At 72.8% G+C, this 17,903-nt stretch carries 13 protein-coding genes; 6 read left to right on the plus strand and 7 right to left on the minus strand.

Annotated features, from left to right (window positions below; translation table 11 throughout):
* Positions 1 to 225: 225 nt before the first annotated feature.
* From AMK27_RS01510 to AMK27_RS01525, 4 genes are all read right to left on the minus strand, one after another.
* Complete coding sequence (locus tag AMK27_RS01510) at positions 226 to 834, minus strand: Rv1733c family protein (protein ID WP_073902210.1); 609 nt, start codon at positions 832 to 834, stop codon at positions 226 to 228.
* A 213-nt stretch (positions 835 to 1,047) separates the two neighbouring features.
* A complete protein-coding gene (locus tag AMK27_RS01515) occupies positions 1,048 to 1,872 on the minus strand; it encodes an MOSC domain-containing protein (RefSeq protein ID WP_073902211.1) in 825 nt (274 codons plus the stop codon).
* A gap of 54 nt (positions 1,873 to 1,926) precedes the next feature.
* Complete coding sequence (locus AMK27_RS01520) at positions 1,927 to 2,430, minus strand: DUF6643 family protein (RefSeq protein ID WP_073902212.1); 504 nt, start codon at positions 2,428 to 2,430, stop codon at positions 1,927 to 1,929.
* 410 nt (positions 2,431 to 2,840) lie between these two features.
* Positions 2,841 to 4,064: a glycosyltransferase gene (locus tag AMK27_RS01525; RefSeq protein WP_073902213.1), complete on the minus strand. Its 1,224-nt coding sequence runs from the start codon at positions 4,062 to 4,064 to the stop codon at positions 2,841 to 2,843.
* Between the two features lie 58 nt (positions 4,065 to 4,122).
* Between AMK27_RS01525 and AMK27_RS01530 the strand changes: the two genes are divergently transcribed.
* The 6 genes from AMK27_RS01530 to AMK27_RS01560 all read left to right on the plus strand — a co-directional run bounded on the left by AMK27_RS01530 (position 4,123) and on the right by AMK27_RS01560 (position 11,192).
* The gene (locus AMK27_RS01530; RefSeq protein WP_073902214.1) at positions 4,123 to 4,917 is read left to right on the plus strand and encodes a glutamate racemase; all 795 of its coding nucleotides are present in this window, start codon (positions 4,123 to 4,125) and stop codon (positions 4,915 to 4,917) included.
* Between the two features lie 289 nt (positions 4,918 to 5,206).
* Positions 5,207 to 5,779 carry a hypothetical protein gene (locus AMK27_RS01535; protein WP_073902215.1) on the plus strand — a complete coding sequence of 191 codons (573 nt, stop codon included), beginning with the start codon at positions 5,207 to 5,209 and terminating at the stop codon, positions 5,777 to 5,779.
* 85 nt (positions 5,780 to 5,864) lie between these two features.
* Positions 5,865 to 7,682: an apolipoprotein N-acyltransferase gene (gene lnt / locus AMK27_RS43290; protein WP_241847266.1), complete on the plus strand. Its 1,818-nt coding sequence runs from the start codon at positions 5,865 to 5,867 to the stop codon at positions 7,680 to 7,682.
* 76 nt (positions 7,683 to 7,758) lie between these two features.
* Positions 7,759 to 8,241 carry an NUDIX hydrolase gene (locus tag AMK27_RS01550; protein WP_073902216.1) on the plus strand — a complete coding sequence of 161 codons (483 nt, stop codon included), beginning with the start codon at positions 7,759 to 7,761 and terminating at the stop codon, positions 8,239 to 8,241.
* A gap of 55 nt (positions 8,242 to 8,296) precedes the next feature.
* Entirely contained in the window at positions 8,297 to 9,139 is an 843-nt protein-coding gene (locus AMK27_RS01555; RefSeq protein ID WP_073902217.1) for a 3-hydroxybutyrate dehydrogenase, read from the plus strand.
* A gap of 160 nt (positions 9,140 to 9,299) precedes the next feature.
* Positions 9,300 to 11,192, plus strand: coding sequence for a helix-turn-helix domain-containing protein (locus AMK27_RS01560; protein ID WP_073902218.1), 1,893 nt, complete (start codon positions 9,300 to 9,302; stop codon positions 11,190 to 11,192).
* A 77-nt stretch (positions 11,193 to 11,269) separates the two neighbouring features.
* Here the strand turns inward: AMK27_RS01560 and AMK27_RS01565 are convergent, their stop codons facing one another.
* The 3 genes from AMK27_RS01565 to AMK27_RS01575 all read right to left on the minus strand — a co-directional run bounded on the left by AMK27_RS01565 (position 11,270) and on the right by AMK27_RS01575 (position 17,563).
* Positions 11,270 to 12,637 (minus strand): MFS transporter, encoded by a 1,368-nt coding sequence (locus AMK27_RS01565; RefSeq protein WP_073902219.1) that lies wholly within the window; start codon positions 12,635 to 12,637, stop codon positions 11,270 to 11,272.
* Between the two features lie 154 nt (positions 12,638 to 12,791).
* Positions 12,792 to 13,976, minus strand: coding sequence for a cytochrome P450 family protein (locus AMK27_RS01570; protein WP_073902220.1), 1,185 nt, complete (start codon positions 13,974 to 13,976; stop codon positions 12,792 to 12,794).
* Between the two features lie 119 nt (positions 13,977 to 14,095).
* On the minus strand, positions 14,096 to 17,563 hold the full coding sequence (locus AMK27_RS01575; RefSeq protein WP_241847267.1) for a M28 family peptidase: 3,468 nt from the start codon (positions 17,561 to 17,563) through the stop codon (positions 14,096 to 14,098).
* Positions 17,564 to 17,903: the final 340 nt, after the last annotated feature.

Raw genomic sequence — 17,903 nt, forward strand, 5'->3', positions numbered from 1 at the left:
CGCGGCGGGGTGGGCGCGGGTGCATGTCACGCCCGGTCAGGGGACGGTCGCCGATGGTCGAGGTCGGTCGGGCTCGGTCGCGCAGGGGCGCTGCCGGAAGCCGCCCTGAAGCACCGACCGGAAGCCGACCCGAAGCCGACCCGAAGCTGACCGGTTCCGGCTGAAGTCGGTCGTCGGTCGGGCGGTGATCTCCCTCCCGGGATTCGGCGGGGCGGCGGCCGCGGGTCAGCTGCCGGTTCCGGTGCGGCCCCAGTCCGGGCCGGTCGCCGCCCACGCGCGGTCGAGGCGCGCGTACCGCGTGAGCACCAGCCGTCGTACGGCGAGACGGCGGACGATCTCGACCATGAGTCCGGCGAGCAGAGCCGCCGTCAGACCGGCGACGACCGCGTGGGCGCGGGCGGTCTCCGCGTGCATCGGCGGGGCCACGGGATGTCCGTACCGGTCGGTCCACAGGGGGAAGGTGGTGCCCGGCGCGGAGGTCCGCCGGGCCGTCGTCACCGTCCCCGTACGGGCCGAGCCGTCGGGTGCGGTCCACTCGGCCACGACGGAGCGGCGCAGACGCTCCTCGCCGGCCGCCTCGGCGGTCCTGGGGCCGCCCGTCGGCCGGTCGGTCGGCCGGAGCACCCGCGCCGTCGTCGGTACGCGCTGCTCCTCCTGGGTGCGGACGGCACGCTGGAGCGAGCCGTGCGCGGAGGCGCCGGCGGCCCAGCCGGTCAGGGGCACGACGAGACAGAGGAGCGCGACCGCGACGAAGGCGACCCAGGCCTCGACGAGGTCCGTGGTCCGGCGCAGGGGGTTGTGCCGCCAGCGCCAGAGTCCGATGGCAGCGCGCACGTCGAACCCCCTCGTTGTTCACAGCTCCTTCAACGAGTGTGCCCCGGGGGCGGGTTCCCCGCCTGTCGGGCCGGAGAAGTGTGACCGGGGTCCCGAAGGGGTCCGGGGAGGAACGGAGGGGTGCGCCGGGAGGAACGGAGGGGGTGCGCCGGGAGGAACGGTGGAGTGCCGGGCGGAAGGGAGAGGTGCCGGGAGGTACGGAGGGGCGGCGGTTCAGTCCAGGATCTTCACCTCGTCGCCGACCCGGACGGTGCCGGTGTGCTCGGGGACGAGGTTCTGGCCGAAGATGACCCGGCCGTCGCTCCTGCGGTGCCGGGCCAGCGTCCGCAGCGGCTCCTTGCCGCGCTCGGCGGTGAACTGGTTCGTCGTGGTGACGACACAGCGCCCGCACGGCCGCGCGACCCGGAAGGTGACCTCCCCGACGGCGAGCCGCGTCCAGCCGTCCTCCGCCCAGGGGGCGGTGCCCTCGACCACCAGGTTCGGCCGGAACCGGTTCATCGGAAGCGGGCCCTCATGGGCGTGGTCCCCCTGAGCGATCAGGGAGTTGAGCGCGTCGAGCGACGACGTGGTGGTGACGAGCAGCGGATAGCCGTCCGCGAAGCTCACCGTCTCGCCGGGCAGCGCGTAGTCCGGGTCGACCGGACGCCGGTGCTCGGGTGCGTCCATGTGGACGAGGCGGAACTCGCCCTCCAGGTACGCCGAGAGCCAGCCGGCCGCCTCGGGGCCGGCCGGCACGGCCTCCACCGGCTTGTCGAAGACGTCCACCGTGACCGTGGACGAGGGGCGCGGTACCTCGACGGTCAGCGGCGGACGACCGGACGCCGACAGGACGATGCCGCCGCCCGGCAGCGGCTCCGCCGTGGCCAACGCCATCCGGGGGTGACGGCGTTGGGTCACGACCTTGTCCGCCGCGTCGACGACGGCCCAGCGACGGTCCCCGGCCAGCCCCCAGGGCTGGACCTCGGCCTCCGCGGTGGCCAGCGCACGCATGGCTTTCACCGGGTGGACGTGGACGGAGCGGAGCAGCGGAGTCGGCATGCGGTCATCCTGCCAGCGCTCCGGACCCGACGTCGTCCGGTGGGTGAAAGCCGGTCAGTAGCCTCCGCCCTGGTACGGACGGTTGTACGGGTCGTCGTACTGCATCGGGGCGGGCGCCGGCCGGGGGGCCGCCGGGCGCATCGCCTCGTACCCCGCGGGGGCGGGGCGGGGCGGCTGCGCGTACTGGCCGCCCTGGTAGCCGCGCGGGGCCGCCTGCTGCTGCGGGATGTACGGGGCGGGGGCGTGCTGCAGGGGCACGGGGGCCATCTGCTGCGCCGGCTGCGGGTATCCGTAACCGTTGCCGTAGGAGGGCTGCGGGCTGGGCGCCGCCGGGAGGGCGGGCAGTGCCGCGGGGAGCGCCGGCAGGTAGGAACCGCTGGAGGGGAAGCTGCTGCCGGTGGCCGGGAAGCTGCTGCCGGTGTCGTAGGCGGCGGGCACTCGGATCGGGGCGATCTGAGGCGTGCCCCGCTCCGCGACCAGGGAGTCGTAGATCGGGGTGTCCGGGAAGGACGGCGCGGTGTGGTAACCGCCTCCATAGGTGGAGCGGGGGGAGGTCATGGCACATAAGTTAAGCCCACGATGTGCTGGTTGGGGAGCCTGATTAGAGGGTTGTTTGACGGGCTTCGTGAAGATGTGGATCCCCAATCCGAGCGAACGTGCCAAAAACGGGCGGCGGAACGCGCCAAGATCATGTAAAAGCCGAGTTCGGAGGGGGTTACCGACGGGTCGGGGACCCCGGACGGGCCGACCGACGCCGGGCATGAAGAACACATAAAGAAAAGGTGCCCGGAAGGGGTGCGGGGAGTGATCATGGGCATGCTTAAGAGTCAATCCACGGATCTCCGGGGCGATGTGCACACGCCGAATTGACGGCGCTACTCCCCGTGTCGGGAAAACTATTTCCGTTAAGAGGGCCGCGCGCTCACCTGAAGCGACGTCACGGTCACGCGGCCGGACCGGCGTCGCGGTCACTCGCCCGGCGCCACGTCGCCGCACCGGTCCGGTGCCGCCTCCGGCCGCGCGTACGTCCGGCCCTTCCATGCCGCGCCGACGCCCCGGTAGTGCCGGACCGCCGAGTCCACCGTCATCAGGAGATAGAGGAACGCGGTGAAGGGCAGCAGCGGCGCGAGCCACAGCGGCTGCCGGTAGTAGCGGAGCATCGGCACGTACGTCCCCGCCATCACCGCCCACGCCGCACCACCCGCCCAGGCCGCCGCCCCGTCCCCGCTCACCGCGCCCGCCGACAGGGCCACCGGCGGCACCAGGTAGACGAGGACGAGACCCGCCACCGTCCCCGCGAGCAGCAGCGGGCTGTGCCGCAGTTGCGCGTACGCGCTGCGGGCGACCATCCGCCACAGATCGCCGAGCCCCGGATAGGGGCGCACGCTGTCGACCCGCTCCGCGAGCCCCAGCCAGATCCGGCCACCCGAGCGCCGCACGGCCCGCGCCAGTGACACGTCGTCGATCACCGCCTGCCGGATCGCCTCCGGCACGTCCGCCGCCACCGCCGTCTCCGTCCTCAGCAGCACGCAGCCGCCCGCGGCGGCCGTCGCCAGCGGACGCGGACGGTTGATCCAGCGGAACGGGTAGAGCTGCGCGAAGAAGTAGACGAACGCCGGCACGACGAGACGCTCCCAGAGGCTCTCCACCCGGAGTCGGGCCATCTGCGACACGAGGTCGAGACGGTTCGCCTCCGCCGCCGACACGAGGAGGCGGAGACTGTCCGGCTCATGGGCGATGTCCGCGTCCGTCAGCAGCAGGAATCCGGGTCCACGCGTGCGTGCCAGCGCCATGCCGTGCCGCAGCGCCCACAGCTTCCCCGTCCAGCCCGGCTCCGGCTCACCCGGTGACACCACGGTCAGCGGAAGCCCGCCGGGGCGGGCGGCGAGCTCGACCGCCAGCCGGCCCGTGCCGTCCGTACTCCCGTCGTCCACCAGGATCACCTCGGCGACGCCCGGATAGTCCTGCGCGAGCAGCGACGGCAGGCTCATCGGCAGCACCTCGGCCTCGTCCCGGGCCGGCACGACGATCGCCACCCGGGGCCACCGTTCCGGCTCCCCGCCCGTGCGCCGCTCCCGGCCCCGCGGGGCCGACGGCAGCCGCTGGTCCGTGCGCCAGAAGAAGCCCTGGCCGAACAGCAGCCAGACCCAGACGGCCAGGGAGACGAGCGCGAACCAGGCGAGGGTGCTCATTCGCGGCAGTCTGCCCCAGATCAAGGGCCTCAGAACACTCATCGGCTAGGGTGACCGGGTGAAGATCGCGCTCATGGACTCCGGAATCGGCCTCCTCCCGGCAGCGGCCGCGGTGCGGCGGCTCCGGCCCGACGCCGACCTCCTCCTCTCGAACGACCCGGACGGGATGCCCTGGGGACCGCGTACCCCCGAGGACCTCACGGAGCGCGCCGTCGCCGTCGCCCTCGCCGCGGCCGAACACCGCCCGCAGGCGCTGATCGTGGCCTGCAACACCGCCACCGTGCACGCCCTGCCCGCCATCCGCGCCGCCCTCGAACCGGACATCGCCGTCATCGGCACCGTGCCCGCGATCAAGCCGGCCGCGGCCGCCGGCGGCAAGGTCGCCATCTGGGCCACCCCGGCCACCACCGGCAGCGCCTACCAGCGCGGTCTCATCCGCGACTTCGCCGACGGCGCCGAGGTCACCGAGGTGCCCTGCCCGGGCCTCGCCGACGCGGTGGAGCACGCCGACCCCGAGGCCGTGGACCGCGCGGTTGCCGCCGCCGCCGCGCTCACCCCCCGCGACGTCCGCACCGTCGTCCTCGGCTGCACCCACTACGAACTGGTCGAGGAACGCATCCGCGCCGCGCTCGACGCCCGCGGCCGCGCCGGACTGCCCCCGCTCGTCTTCCACGGCTCGGCCGACGCCGTCGCCGCACAGGCGCTGCGCCGCGTCGGCGCCCGCCCCGCCCCCGACGCGGACCCCACGGGCAGCCTCTCCGTCCTGCTCAGCGGCCGCCCCGGCCCGCTCCCCGCCACCGCACTCGGCTACGCCGAGGGCCGACTCCTCGCTGCGGTCGCCTCGGCCCGCTGAGCTGCGGTCTCGCCCCGCCCGGTGGGTGGCGGTGGCCCTCGCCCGGTGAAAGGCGGTGGTCCCCGCCCGCTGGGTGACGTCGGCCCCTCGCCCGTCTCACCGCGTGGCGGTCGCCCCTCCCGGCTCACCGAACGACGGTCGCCCCCGCCCGCCGACAGCGTGGCCGACATCACCGGCCGCCCGGCGCCGTAGCCCTCATCTGCCCCACGCCGGAGGCCGCTCACCGAGCGTGCCCGGGTCACCTCGTTCCGTCGCGCTGTTCCGGACGATCCTGGGTACTCTTCCCGATATGAGGCACCATGCCCGGAATCAGTACGCCGACGAGCGGACGCCCGCCGTCTGGACCGGCCGCGCCACCAACCGCTTCCAGTGGGTCGCGGCGGTCGCCGGTGCCGCCTGCGTGGCCCTCGGCATCGCCCTCGCCGTCGAGTCCGCCTGGACCTCGGGCATCGCACCCCTGCTGATGGCCGTGATCGGCTGCGTCGCCGCAGGGCTCCTCGTCCTCTTCGGCACGCTCGCCTTCGTCCATGTGGCCGTGAAGGTGGACGACAGCGCGATGGAGGTGCGCTGCGGCCACATCGGCGTGCCGCGCCGCCGCATCCTCCTCTCCCATGTCGTCGGCGCCGACTTCGAGCCCAGCGTCACCCCGCGCCACTGGGGCGGCTGGGGCTACCGCTGGCGCCCCGAGAAGGGCACGGCCGTCGTCGTCCGACGGGGCGAGGGCCTGATCCTGCGCCTCGGCGACGGACGGACGTTCACCGTCACCGTCGACGACGCCGAATCCGCCGTCCGCGTCATCCGCGACCGCCTCCGCGAGACGGCCCCGCCCGCGCCGCCCACGCCGAGCGGACACCCCCTCTGACCGGAGCCGAAGCGGCTCGACCGGCCCACACGCCCGGCCCGCCCGCCCTGCTCCGTCGACAGGAACGACCCGTAGACTCCGCAAGGTGAGCGCCACCATCACCCCCGTCGACGCGTCCGCAGCCGACACCGTCCCCGCACCGGCTCCCCGGTGGCGGCGGTTCGTCCGGCCCGGGGCGGCACTGCTGTCCGGGCTCCTGCTCTACCTGAGCTTCCCGCCGCGCCCCCTGTGGTGGCTCGCGCTGCCCGCCTTCGCCCTGCTCGGCTGGAGCCTGCGGGGCCGCCGGCTGCGCGCCGGATTCGGCCTCGGGTACCTCGCCGGGCTCGGCTTCCTGCTGCCGCTCCTCGTCTGGACCGGCGAGGAGGTCGGCCCGGGGCCCTGGCTCGCCCTGGCCGCCGTCGAGGCGCTGTTCGTGGCCCTCGCCGGCCTCGGCATCGCGGCGGTCTCCCGGCTCCCGTGGTGGCCGTTCTTCGCCGCCGGGGTGTGGATCCTCTCGGAGGCGGTCCGCGCGCGCGTGCCCTTCGGAGGCTTCCCGTGGGGCAAGATCGCCTTCGGCCAGGCGGACGGGATGTTCCTGCCGCTGGCCGCCGTGGGCGGCACTCCGGTGCTCAGCTTCGCCGTCGCCCTCTGCGGCTTCGGCCTCTACGAGGCGTACCGCCAGATCCAGGCCCGCCGGGCCGCGGGGACGGAGACCGGCACGGTCCGCGACGAGGACACCGGCACCGGCGGGGACACCCGTACGGGCACCGGGGCCGGCGCGGGCAACGAGGTCGGCACGGGCACCGAAGGCGGTACGGACACCGAGGCCGGTGGCGTCGTCCCGGCCCGGACGCCCGCCACCGTCACGCCCGCCCGTACCGGCACCGGTACCGGGATCGAAGCGGCCGGCGGCGCCCGCCCCCGCCCCCTCCCGCGCGGCCCGCTCGTGGCCGCCGCGCTCGCCGTGCTCGTCCCGCTTGCCGGCGCCCTCGCGGCACTGCCGCTCGTCGACGACTCGGCCGAGGACGGCACCGCCACCGTCGCCGCGGTCCAGGGCAACGTGCCCCGCCTCGGCCTCGACTTCAACTCCCAGCGCCGGGCCGTCCTCGACAACCACGTCGCCCGCACCCGCGAACTCGCCGAGGACGTCAAGGCCGGCCGCGCGCCGCAGCCCGACTTCGTGCTGTGGCCCGAGAACTCCTCGGACATCGACCCGTACGCGAACGCCGACGCGGCCGACGTCATCGACGGCGCCGTCCGCGCGATCGGCGTCCCGACCGTGATCGGAGCGGTCATCGCCCCCGAGACGAGCAAGCTCCGCAACACCCTCATCGAGTGGGACCCGGACCGCGGCCCCGTCGCCACCTACGACAAGCGGCACGTCCAGCCCTTCGGCGAGTACATCCCGATGCGGTCCCTCGTGCGCGTCTTCAACAGCAACGTCGACCGGGTGAGCCGCGACTTCGGCGCCGGTACGAAGGTCGGGGTCTTCGACCTGGCCGGTACGAAGGTCGGCCTCGCCACCTGTTACGAGGCGGCCTTCGACTGGGCCGTGCGCGACACGGTCACCCATGGCGCCCAGCTCATCAGCGTCCCCAGCAACAACGCCACCTTCGGCCGCAGCGAGATGACCTACCAGCAGCTCGCCATGTCGCGGGTGCGGGCCGTCGAGCACAGCCGCGCGGTGGTCGTGCCCGTCACCAGCGGGGTCAGCGCCGTCATCCGCCCCGACGGCGAGATCGTCGCGGAGACGAAGATGTTCACCCCGGACGTCCTGGTCGAGAAGGTGCCGCTGCGCTCCTCGCTGACCCCGGCGACCCGGATGGGCACCCTGCCGGAGGCCCTCCTGGTGGCGCTCGCGGCCGCCGGTCTCGGCTGGTCGGCCTTCCGTTCGGTACGGGCCCGGCGCACCGCGGCGGAGTAGCCGGGTCCGCACCGGGGCGGAGGAGGCGGGTCCGCCGCCCGGGTGGGGCGGTCCGCGGATGATCTAGGGTCGGTGCATGGCTACCCCTGACTTCATCCGGGCCCTGCGAGAGACCGCCGGCCACCAGCTCCTCTTCCTGCCCGGAGTGAGCGCCGTGGTCTTCGACGACCAGGGCAGGGTGCTGCTCGGCCGGCGCGCCGACAACGGACGCTGGGCGATCGTCGGGGGCATCATCGAGCCCGGCGAGCAGCCCGCCGACTGCGCGGTGCGCGAGGTCTTCGAGGAGACGGCCGTGCGCTGCGAGGTCGAGCGGGTCGTCCTCGTCGAGACCCTGCGCAAGCCCGTCGTCTACCCCAACGGCGACCAGTGCCAGTTCGTGGACATCTCCTTCCGCTGCCGCGCGGTCGGCGGCGAGGCGCGGGTCAACGACGACGAGTCGACCGAGGTCGGCTGGTTCGACGTGAACGACCTGCCGGAGATGAAGCGCTTCTCGCTGCTGCGGATCGAGAAGGCGCTCGCCGATGAACCCACATGGTTCCGCACCACAGCAACCAGCTGAACTATGGGCCCGGAACACATCGGTGGGGGAGTGGGCGCTTCATAGGGTGCGGAGCATGAGCGCCCCCATCACCGCCCCCCACGGCACCGGGACGGACCTCGGTTCGCCCGCCGCCGCACCCCAGCCCCGTGCCGTCGTCCTCGACCTGACCGGCCGCACCGCGCTCGTCACCGGCGCGGCCGGCGGTATCGGGCGCGCCTGCGCGCTGCGGCTCGCCGCCTCGGGGGCTCAGGTCAGAGCCGTCGACCGGGCGGCCGAAGGCCTGGAGACCCTCGTCGAGGAGGCCGCCGAGCTCCCCGGGAGCCTCCAACCCCGGCTCCTCGACCTCACCGACCTGGACGCCGCAGAGGCGGCGGCGGACGGCGCCGACATCCTCGTCAACAACGCCGGACTCCAGCTCGTCCGCCCCATCGAGGAGTTCCCGCCGGACGTCTTCCACACCGTGCTCACGGTCATGTTGGAAGCCCCCTTCCGGCTGATCCGCGGAGCCCTTCCGCACATGTACGCCCAGGGCTGGGGCCGGATCGTCAACCTCTCCTCCGTCCACGGGCTGCGCGCCTCCCCCTTCAAGTCCGCGTACGTGGCCGCCAAGCACGGCCTGGAGGGGCTCTCCAAGACCGCCGCCCTCGAAGGCGCCCCGCACGGGGTCACCTCCAACTGCGTCAACCCCGGCTATGTGCGGACCCCGCTCGTGGAACGGCAGATCGCCGACCAGGCCGCCGCCCACGGCATTCCGCCCGAGCGCGTCCTCTCCGAGGTCCTGCTGAAGGACTCGGCGCTCAAGCGGCTCATCGAGCCCGACGAGGTCGCCGAGGCCGTGCTCTATCTCTGCACCCCCCAGGCCTCGTTCATCACGGGTACCTCCCTGACCGTCGACGGCGGCTGGACCGCCCACTGAGGAACGCCCCAGAGGCCCCCCGCTCACGGCGCCTCCGGGGCCGCCGCCCCCGTGGCGCCCCCGGGGCCCCTGCCCCTGGCGCCCTTGGTGTCCCTGCTTCCCCGTGAAGGTCGTCCACAGGGGTGGTGCGACCACACGTTCGGCAGGTATCCCTGTGTCCATGTCCCACGAACACGTCTCCTACCTCGAACTCCTCACCAGGGGAGCCGCGACGGAGGCCTACGACCGGCCCGTGCTGCTCGCCCGTGCGAGCGGCGCGGGCCCGGAGGCGCTGGCCGAGCTGGAAGAGGCCAAGCAGCTCGCCCTGCGGGTCCGGGCCGAGCTGGAGGGGCGGCGACGCCGCGAGGCGGAACTGTCCGCGCTCTTCGCCACCGCCCACGACCTCGCGGGACTCCGCGACCTCGACGCGGTCCTGCGCGCCATCGTCCAGCGCGCCCGCGCGCTCCTCGGCACGGAGTGCGCCTATCTGAGCCTCAACGACCCGGCCGCCGGCGACACGTACATGCGGGTCACCGAGGGCTCGGTCTCCGCCCGCTTCCAGCAGCTCCGGCTGGGCATGGGAGAGGGACTCGGCGGCCTCGTCGCCCAGACGGCCCGCCCGTACGTCACCGACGACTACTTCGACGACGCGCGCTTCCAGCACACCCGGACCATCGACACGGCCGTACGGGACGAGGGCCTCGTCGCCATCCTGGGCGTCCCGCTCAGCCTCGGCAGCCAGGTCATCGGCGTCCTCTTCGCCGCCGACCGACGGGCCAGGGTCTTCGAACGCGAACAGGTCGCGCTGCTCGGATCCTTCGCCGCGCACGCCGCCGTCGCGATCGACACCGCCAACCTCCTCGCCGAGACCCGCTCGGCCCTCGCCGAGCTGGAGCGCGCCAACGACATCATCCGGGAGCACAGCGGCGTCATCGAGCGCGCGTCCGAGGTCCACGACCGGCTGTCCGAACTCGTCCTGCACGGCGGCGGCGTCCACGACGTCGCCCACGCCGTCTCCGAGGTCCTCGGCGGAACCGTCGAGTTCACCGAGGAGGGCGCCGGAACCGCCCGCCGCGCCGGGGGCCACGCCGTCCGCGAGGGCGACGACTGGGTCGCCGCCGTCTCCGCCGGCGGCGAGACCCTGGGCGCCCTCGTGCTGCACGGGCAGCCGGACCTCGACCCGGTCGACCAGCGCACCCTGGAGCGGGCCGCCCTCGTCACCTCCCTCCTCCTGCTCGCCCGCCGCTCGGCGGGCGAGGCCGAGCAGCGGGTACGGGGCGAACTCCTCGACGACCTCCTCGACGCCCCCGACCGCGACCGACGGCTCCTCAAGGAGCGCGCCGCCCGGCTGCGTACCGACAGCGAAGCCCCGCACGTGGTGCTCGCCGCACGGATCGACCGGGCCGGCGGCACGGCCGACCAGGACACCGGAGGCCGCGAGAGCGCCGACCGCCAGCGCCTCTGGTCGGCGGCCACCCACCTGGCCGCCACCCGCCACGGACTCGCCTCCGCCCGCGACGGCGGAACGGTCCTGCTGCTGCCCCTCGGCCCCGGCGAGAGCGCCGCCGAGCTCGCCCGGCAGACCGCGCGGGGCCTCGGCGGCACCCTGCGCGAACCCGTCACCGTCGGCGCCTCCGCTCCCGTACGGGCACCCCTCGACCACCCGGACCAGGTGGCCGTCGCGTACGAGGAGGCCCGCCGCTGCCTCGACGCGCTCCGCCTCCTGCACCGGGCCGGCCAGGGCGCCGCGGCCGAGGACCTCGGCTTCCTCGGCCTGCTGCTCGCCGACGGCCGGGACATCGGCGGCTTCGTCGACCGGACGGTGGGTCAGGTCGTCGCCTACGACCGGCGCCGGGGCACGGACCTGATCCGCACCATGGACGCCTACTTCGCGAGCGGCATGAGCCCGGCCCGTACCAAGGACGAACTCCACGTCCACGTCAACACGGTGGCGCAGCGTCTCGAGCGGATCGGACGCCTCCTCGGCCCGGACTGGCAGTCCCCGGCCCGCGCCCTGGAGATCCAGCTGGCGCTGCGCCTGCACGCCCTGGCGGACGCGGTCACGACCCCATGAGAAAGGCCCGGTGCCCCGCTCGTCGCGAGCGGGGCACCGGGCTTTCACGGATGTCCTGGAAGGAAACGCCCCGGGACTCAGGCGTCGGCGCCGACCTTGGCGTCCGCGGGGGTCCGCTCCTCGATCTCCCCGAGGTCGCGGTCGCGGGTCTCCTTGGCGCAGGCGATGGCGACCACGGTGAGCAGCGCGGCGGCGATCACGTACAGGGCGATCGGAGTCGAGTTCCCGTAGTCGGCGAGGAGCGCCGTCGCGATGAGCGGGGCGGGCGCGCCGGCGGCCACAGAGGAGAACTGGGCGCCGATGGAGGCACCGGAGTACCGCATCCGGGTCGCGAACATCTCGGAGAAGAAGGCGGCCTGCGGCGCGTACATCGCCCCGTGGAGGACCAGGCCGACCGTCACGGCGAGCAGCAGCGAGCCGAAGGTGCCCCGGTCGATGAGCGCGAAGAACGGGAACATCCAGGCGCCGACACCGATGGCGCCGATCAGGTACACGGGACGGCGGCCGACGCGGTCGGAGAGCGCGCCCCAGAGCGGGATCACGGCGAAGTGGACGGCGGAGCCGATGAGGACGGCGTTCAGCGCGGTCTGCTTGGAGAGCCCGACCTGGGTGGTCGCGTAGACCAGGATGAACGCGGTGATCACGTAGTACGAGATGTTCTCCGCCATGCGGGCGCCCATCGCGACGAGCACGTCCCGCCAGTGGTGCCGCAGGACGGCGACCAGCGGCATCTTCTCGACCTGGCCGGCGACGGCCTTGCGCTCCTCGGCGGCGGCGAGGGCCGCCTTGAAGACGGGCGACTCGTCGACGGAGAGCCGGATCCAGAGGCCGACGATCACGAGCACGCCGGAGAGCAGGAAGGGGATGCGCCAGCCCCACGAGGCGAAGGCGTCCTCGGAGAGCAGCGCGGTCAGCGCGGACAGCACACCGGTCGCCAGCAGCTGACCGGCCGGGGCACCGGTCTGCGGCCACGAGGCCCAGAACCCGCGCCGCTTGGCGTCCCCGTGCTCGGACACCAGCAGGACGGCGCCGCCCCACTCACCACCGAGCGCGAACCCCTGCACGAGCCGCAGCACCGTCAGCAGCACCGGCGCGGCGGACCCGACGGTCGCGTGCGTCGGCAGCAGACCGATGGCGAAGGTGGCCCCGCCCATCAGCAGCAGGCTGAGCACCAGCAGCTTCTTCCGCCCGAGGCGGTCGCCGTAGTGCCCGAACACCAGCGCCCCGAGGGGCCGCGCGGCGAACCCGACCGCGTACGTCAGGAAGGACAGCAGGGTCCCGACGAGCGGATCGGACTCGGGAAAGAACAGCTTGTTGAACACGAGAGCGGCGGCGGACCCGTACAGGAAGAAGTCGTACCACTCGATGGTGGTGCCGATGAGACTGGCGGCGACGATCCGCTTGAGGGAACCGGGTGGCGTCGGGGAGGTTGTTGCGGCGGCCATGTGCACCACTTCCAGGCAAGTACGGGGACGATTCGGTGTCGCCACACCGTAGGAAGCGGCAGGTCAGGGGCGTATGTGGTGGGACACCATAGTTCGCCTGCGCTGTGTGCGCCCGGCCGCCATGGCCTGCTGTCGGGACCCTTGCCGCGAGAACTCAGAACCGCACCGGCAGCGCGATCAATCCGCGGGCCCGCATCGACGGCCGCCACCGCAGATCGTCACGAGGCGCGGCCAGTTCCAGATCGGGGAACCGGCGCAGAAGCGTGCTCACGGCGATCTGTGTCTCCAGCCGTGCCAGAGGGGCGCCCACGCAGTAGTGGATGCCGTGACCGAGCGCCAGATGACCGCCGTCCCGTCTGTGCACATCGAGTCGGTCGGGGTCGGGGAAGCGGTCAGGGTCACGGTTGGCGGAGGCCAGCGACAGCATGACGGTCTCCCCTGCCGGGATGGTGACCCCGCCGATCTCCACGTCGTCGACCGGGAACCGGCGGATGGCCAGCAGCGCCGGGCCGTCGAAGCGGGCGAACTCCTCGACCGCGCCTTCGACCTTGTCCGGGTTGTCGCGCAGCTCGGCCAGTTGCTCCGGATGGTCCAGCAGCGCCAGCACAGCGGTGCCGATCAGCTGCACCGTGTTCTCGTAGCCGGCGAACAGGATGAGGAACGCCAGCGAAGTCAGCTCGTCCTCGGTGAGTCGGTCACCGTCGTCGCGCGCGTCGATCAGATCGGACAACAGGTCGTTGCCGCGGGTACGGCGCTTGTCGGCGATCAGTTGCGGAAAGTACGTCAGCATCGCGGCCACGGCTCGCTTCGCCGCGCCGGGGTTCCGGGGATCCGGGGCGATCAGTGCGTCGGTCCAGGCGCGGAAGTCTCGGCGTGCGTCCTGCTCGACGCCGAGCAGGTCGCAGATGACGGTGATCGGCAGCGGCGTGGCGAACTCGGCGATGAGGTCGGCGTGCCCGCGGTCGGCCACGGCGTCCAGCAGCCGGTCGGCCAGGAGCTGAATGCCCGGGCGCATCCGGTCCACGCGGCCGGGCGTGAACGCCTTGGTGACAAGCCGCCTGATGCGGGTGTGGTCGGGCGGGTCCATGTTCAGCAGGTTGGCGTCGAGGGCCGGAGGCAGTGAGAAGCCTCGGTAGTTGCCGGGGAGCCGATGTGCCTTGTCCAGCGAGAGTCGTGGATCGGCCAGCAGTCGGCGTACGTCCGCGTAGCGGGTGACGACCCATACGGGCATACCGTCCGGCCCGGTGATCCGATGCGCGGGCCCGGCCTCCCGGAGCCTGGCATACGTGGTGTGAGGGTCGGAGACCAGCGCGGACAGGTCAGGGGAGACAGTAGCCATGATCGGCAGCCTAAGCCGATCATCCGGTGCCGCCGAGCGGTTTCCGTGAGGAGCGCCGGGAGCCCGGCCCCCGGAAGCGGGGGCCGGGCCGGTTGGGGCGGTTCGGTGGGGGGCTGGTCTCAGCTCACCCGGATGGCGACGTCGTCCAGGACGAACGACGTCTGCAGGGACTGGTCCTCCACCGATGTGAAGGTGAGGCTGACGGTCTGGCCGGCGAAGGCCGAGAGGTCGTACGACTTCTCGACGTAGCCCGTGGCCGCGTCCAGGTTGGAGTAGGAGGCCAGTTGCGTGCCGCCCACCTTGACCGTGGCCACGTCGTAGGCGACGTTCTCGGTCTCGGCCGTGTCGATGTGGACGAAGAACGAGAGGCGGTACGAGGCGCAGCCCGAGGGGATGGACACGGACTGCGCGGCGTTCTCGGTGTAGCTGGAACCCCTTCCGCCCAGCCACGCCTTGTAGCTGCCTCCGTGCGCCGCTTGCCGTGCGTCGTTGGTGATGACGCCCGCGCTCGCGCTCCACGGGCTGGTGCCGTTCTCGAAGCCGCCGTTGACCACCAGTTGGCGCGCCGTGCAGGAGCCGCCGCCGCCCGTGACGGTCAGCGTATAGGTGGTGGTGTGGCTGACGGTGCCCGAGCCGGTGACCGTCAGGGTGTAGGTGCCGGGCGTGGTGCTCGCGCCGACCTGGACGGAGAGGGCCGAGGAGCTGCCGGACTGGACGGACGTCGGGCTGAGCGTGGCGGTCACGCCGGCCGGCGCGCCGGAGACGGAGAGCCCCACGGTCTGGGCGGCGCCGCTCACGGTGGCGGTGTTCACCGTCGCCGAGACGGACCCGCCGGGGGCCGCGCTGCCCGCGGACGGGCTCACGCCGACGGAGAAGTCCTGCGCCGGGGCGGTGCCGCCGACGGCCTGCTTCCAGAGGGCGTAGGCGATCCCGTCGGAGCTGCGGTTCAGCACCGTCGCGTTGATGTTGCTCGTGGTGTCACAGGCGCTGTGGTAGCAGGAGTCGTAGGCGGTGTTGGCGGATCCGCCCCACTTCTGCGCCTGCGCCGACGTCTTGCGGGCGCTCGCGCCGGCCGCGTAGCCGGAGGTCGGGATGCCGCCCTGCTGGAAGGAGTAGTCGTCGCTGCGGCCCTGGCCCTCGGTGTTCTCCTCGGGCGCCAGGTTCAGCGAGGTCCAGTACGCCTTGAGGGGCGCGGCGGCGGTGGAGTTGAGGTTGTTGATGAAGTAGCCGCCGTTGGTGGAGCCGACCATGTCGAAGTTGTAGTAGGCCTTGATGGTCGCGCGCTGTGCCGCGGTGAGCCGGTTGACATAGAACGCGGAGCCGTTGAGCCCCTGCTCCTCGTCGGTCCACCAGGCGAAGCGCACGCGCTTGGTCATCGTCGGGTTCTTCTGGGCGAGGGCGAGGGCGTTCTCCAGCAGGGCCGCGGAGCCCGAGCCGTTGTCGTTGATGCCGGGGCCCGCCGAGACGCCGTCGAGGTGAGCGCCGAACATGACGACCTGGTCGGCGGGGCCGCCCGGCCAGTCGGCGATCAGGTTGTTCGACGGGTAGGTGCAGGAGGTGCAGTTCTGCTCGGTCACCGTGTATCCGGCGGCCTGCAGCTTGCCCTTCACATAGGCCAGCGACTGGGTGTAGCCGGCGCTGCCCGCACGGCGGTTGCCGCCGTTCTGGCCCGCGATGGTGTTGAACTGGCTCAGGTGCGCCTGCACGTTGGCGACGTCGATGTCCGGCGGGTCGTTGCCGGGCTGGGTTCCGCCGACGTTGAGCGTGTAGTCGGTGGTGTGCGACAGCGTGGTGCCCTGGCCCTTGACGACGACCGTGGACGTGCCGGGTGCCGCGTTGGAGCCGGCCGTCAGGGTCAGCACGGAGGACTGGCCGGACTGCACCGTCGCGGGGTTGAAGGACGCGGTCACCCCGGCGGGCAGGCCGGTGGCGGTCAGCGCCACCGACTGGGCGGTGCCGGTCGTGGTGGCGGTGCCGACGGTGGTGGTCACCGAGCCGCCCTGCTGGACCGTGCCGGACGAGGGGGTGAGCGACATCGAGAAGTCGTTGTTCTGACCGCTCGGGGTGCAGGTCGGGTCCGCCGACTGGGCGGGCACGCTGATCGCGTCCCAGGCCGCCTTCGTCTTGAGGAAGAGGCCGCAGGTCGCGTCGAGCGACTTCGCGGAACTGAGCGTCGCCGTGCGGTACTTCTTGTAGCTCATGCTGCTGGTCTTGAGCAGCATGCCACCGTAGAAGATCTTGCCGGCGGTCTGTATCCCCACGCCCGTCAGGGTGCTCTGGTTGCAGGTGCTGCTGCTGGGCTTGCCGCCGCCGGGGTTGGTGCCCTCGGACAGCAGGTAGAACCAGTGGTTCAGCGGGCCCGCTGCGGCGTGCACCTCGGTGCCGGGGATCGCCGAGCTGTAGCAGGCCGGGTCGTTGTTGACGGCCGGCGGGTTGTACATGTTGCGGATCGGGCCCCGGCCCTGGAGGTTGATGACCTCGCCCACCGTGTAGTCGGGGACGTCGTAGGGGGCCGGCTGGTTGATGTACGCCTCGGTCAGGGCGCCGAAGATGTCACCGGTGGCCTCGCCGAGCCCGGACTCCTGGCCGCTGGTGCCGCCGGGGGTGTTGGAGTCGATGGCGTGCCCGTACTCGTGGGCCACCACGTCCACGCCGGCTATCCACTCGTTGGCGCTGTTGCGCCCGATGGTGACCGCGCTGCCGTCCCAGTAGGCGTTGAGTTCGTTCAGGCCGACCTTGGCGGGGAAGCTGCGGCCGTTGCCGTTGACGCCGTTGCGGCCCAGCCACTGGCCGAGCATGTCCCACTGCTTCTGCGCGGCGAACATCAGGTCGACGCAGCCGGTCTCCTTGCTCGTGGGGTTTCCGGTGCCCCAGGAGTCGGAGGACTTCGAGAAGACGGTGTTGGTGCTGTAGTCGGCGCAGCTCAGGCCGGTCCGGCTCGGATCGCGGAGGGAGTAGGTGGAGCCCGAGGCGGTGGTGTCGATGCCGACCGGACCGGGCCCGTTCCACTTGCTGTTGCCGGTCCCCGCCACCACGTCGTCGTAGCTGTCGACGACGGCACCGGTACGGGCGTCGACGAAGACGTGCAGCTTGCTGGGGGCGCTCTTGGTACGGCCGCGCAGCACGGTCTCCCAGGCCAGCACCGGTGCGTCGTCCTTGAGGCGGACGACCAGCCGGCTGCTCTCGACCTTGTCGACCGAGGCCAGCCGCTTCCGCGAGGCCGCCTCGGCCTTCTTCGCGGTGACCGACGGCCGGGTCGCCACGTCGATGCGCGCGGAGGAGGCGGACTGGAGTGCGCGGACCTTGCCGGCGCCGTCGGCGAGGACCACAGCGTCACCGCCGACGACCGGCAGGCCGCGGTAGCTGCGCTCGTACGACACCGAGTAGAGGTCCTTCACCCAAGGGGTGACGAGACGCCGCTCGTACTGTTCCTGGGCCGAGTTGACCAGCGTGTCGAGACCGCTGTCGACTGCCAGGTCCGCGGCCGCGACCGCGCGGGACACGGGGCTGTCCTTCTGGGGTGGTGCCGGCTGGGCCGCCGACGCCGTTCCGGCGATGGCGCCGACGAGGCTTGCGGACAGCGCCATCGCTGTTACGGCCGCCGTCCATCTGGTGGGCTGCAACGTCCACTCCGTTCGTGGGGGATCGGGTGTCATCGCCGCCGAGTATGGGCGTGGACATGATGAACGGAAGTCATCCCTGCGGGCATAAGACCGGGGTTATGGCCCCGTCGGCAGCACCCCACGTGCGCCGCCGGGAAGTGGCTGGTTCGGGTCTGCGCACGCCCCGACGGCGCGCGATGCTCCGGTTGGGTTCGCGGGCTGCTGAGCCGGGCGCGTGGACGGGGCCGGGGTCTGGGCGGCCGGGATCCGGGCGGCCGGGATCTGGACGGTCGGCGGGCTGGGGCGCGGGACGCTGCGGCCCCCG

The organism is Streptomyces sp. CB02009, assembly GCF_001905825.1.
Taxonomy (GTDB): domain Bacteria; phylum Actinomycetota; class Actinomycetes; order Streptomycetales; family Streptomycetaceae; genus Streptomyces.

Excerpts from the sequence above, each read along its gene's own strand:
- AMK27_RS01515 (WP_073902211.1), bottom strand. The coding sequence starts at position 1,872 with ATGCCGACTCCGCTGCTCCGCTCCGTCCACGTCCACCCGGTGAAAGCC.
- AMK27_RS01520 (WP_073902212.1), bottom strand. The coding sequence starts at position 2,430 with ATGACCTCCCCCCGCTCCACCTATGGAGGCGGTTACCACACCGCGCCG.
- AMK27_RS01525 (WP_073902213.1), bottom strand. The coding sequence starts at position 4,064 with ATGAGCACCCTCGCCTGGTTCGCGCTCGTCTCCCTGGCCGTCTGGGTC.
- AMK27_RS01535 (WP_073902215.1), top strand. The coding sequence starts at position 5,207 with ATGAGGCACCATGCCCGGAATCAGTACGCCGACGAGCGGACGCCCGCC.
- AMK27_RS01550 (WP_073902216.1), top strand. The coding sequence starts at position 7,759 with ATGGCTACCCCTGACTTCATCCGGGCCCTGCGAGAGACCGCCGGCCAC.
- AMK27_RS01555 (WP_073902217.1), top strand. The coding sequence starts at position 8,297 with ATGAGCGCCCCCATCACCGCCCCCCACGGCACCGGGACGGACCTCGGT.
- AMK27_RS01560 (WP_073902218.1), top strand. The coding sequence starts at position 9,300 with ATGTCCCACGAACACGTCTCCTACCTCGAACTCCTCACCAGGGGAGCC.
- AMK27_RS01565 (WP_073902219.1), bottom strand. The coding sequence starts at position 12,637 with ATGGCCGCCGCAACAACCTCCCCGACGCCACCCGGTTCCCTCAAGCGG.
- AMK27_RS01570 (WP_073902220.1), bottom strand. The coding sequence starts at position 13,976 with ATGGCTACTGTCTCCCCTGACCTGTCCGCGCTGGTCTCCGACCCTCAC.
- AMK27_RS01575 (WP_241847267.1), bottom strand. The coding sequence starts at position 17,563 with ATGGCGCTGTCCGCAAGCCTCGTCGGCGCCATCGCCGGAACGGCGTCG.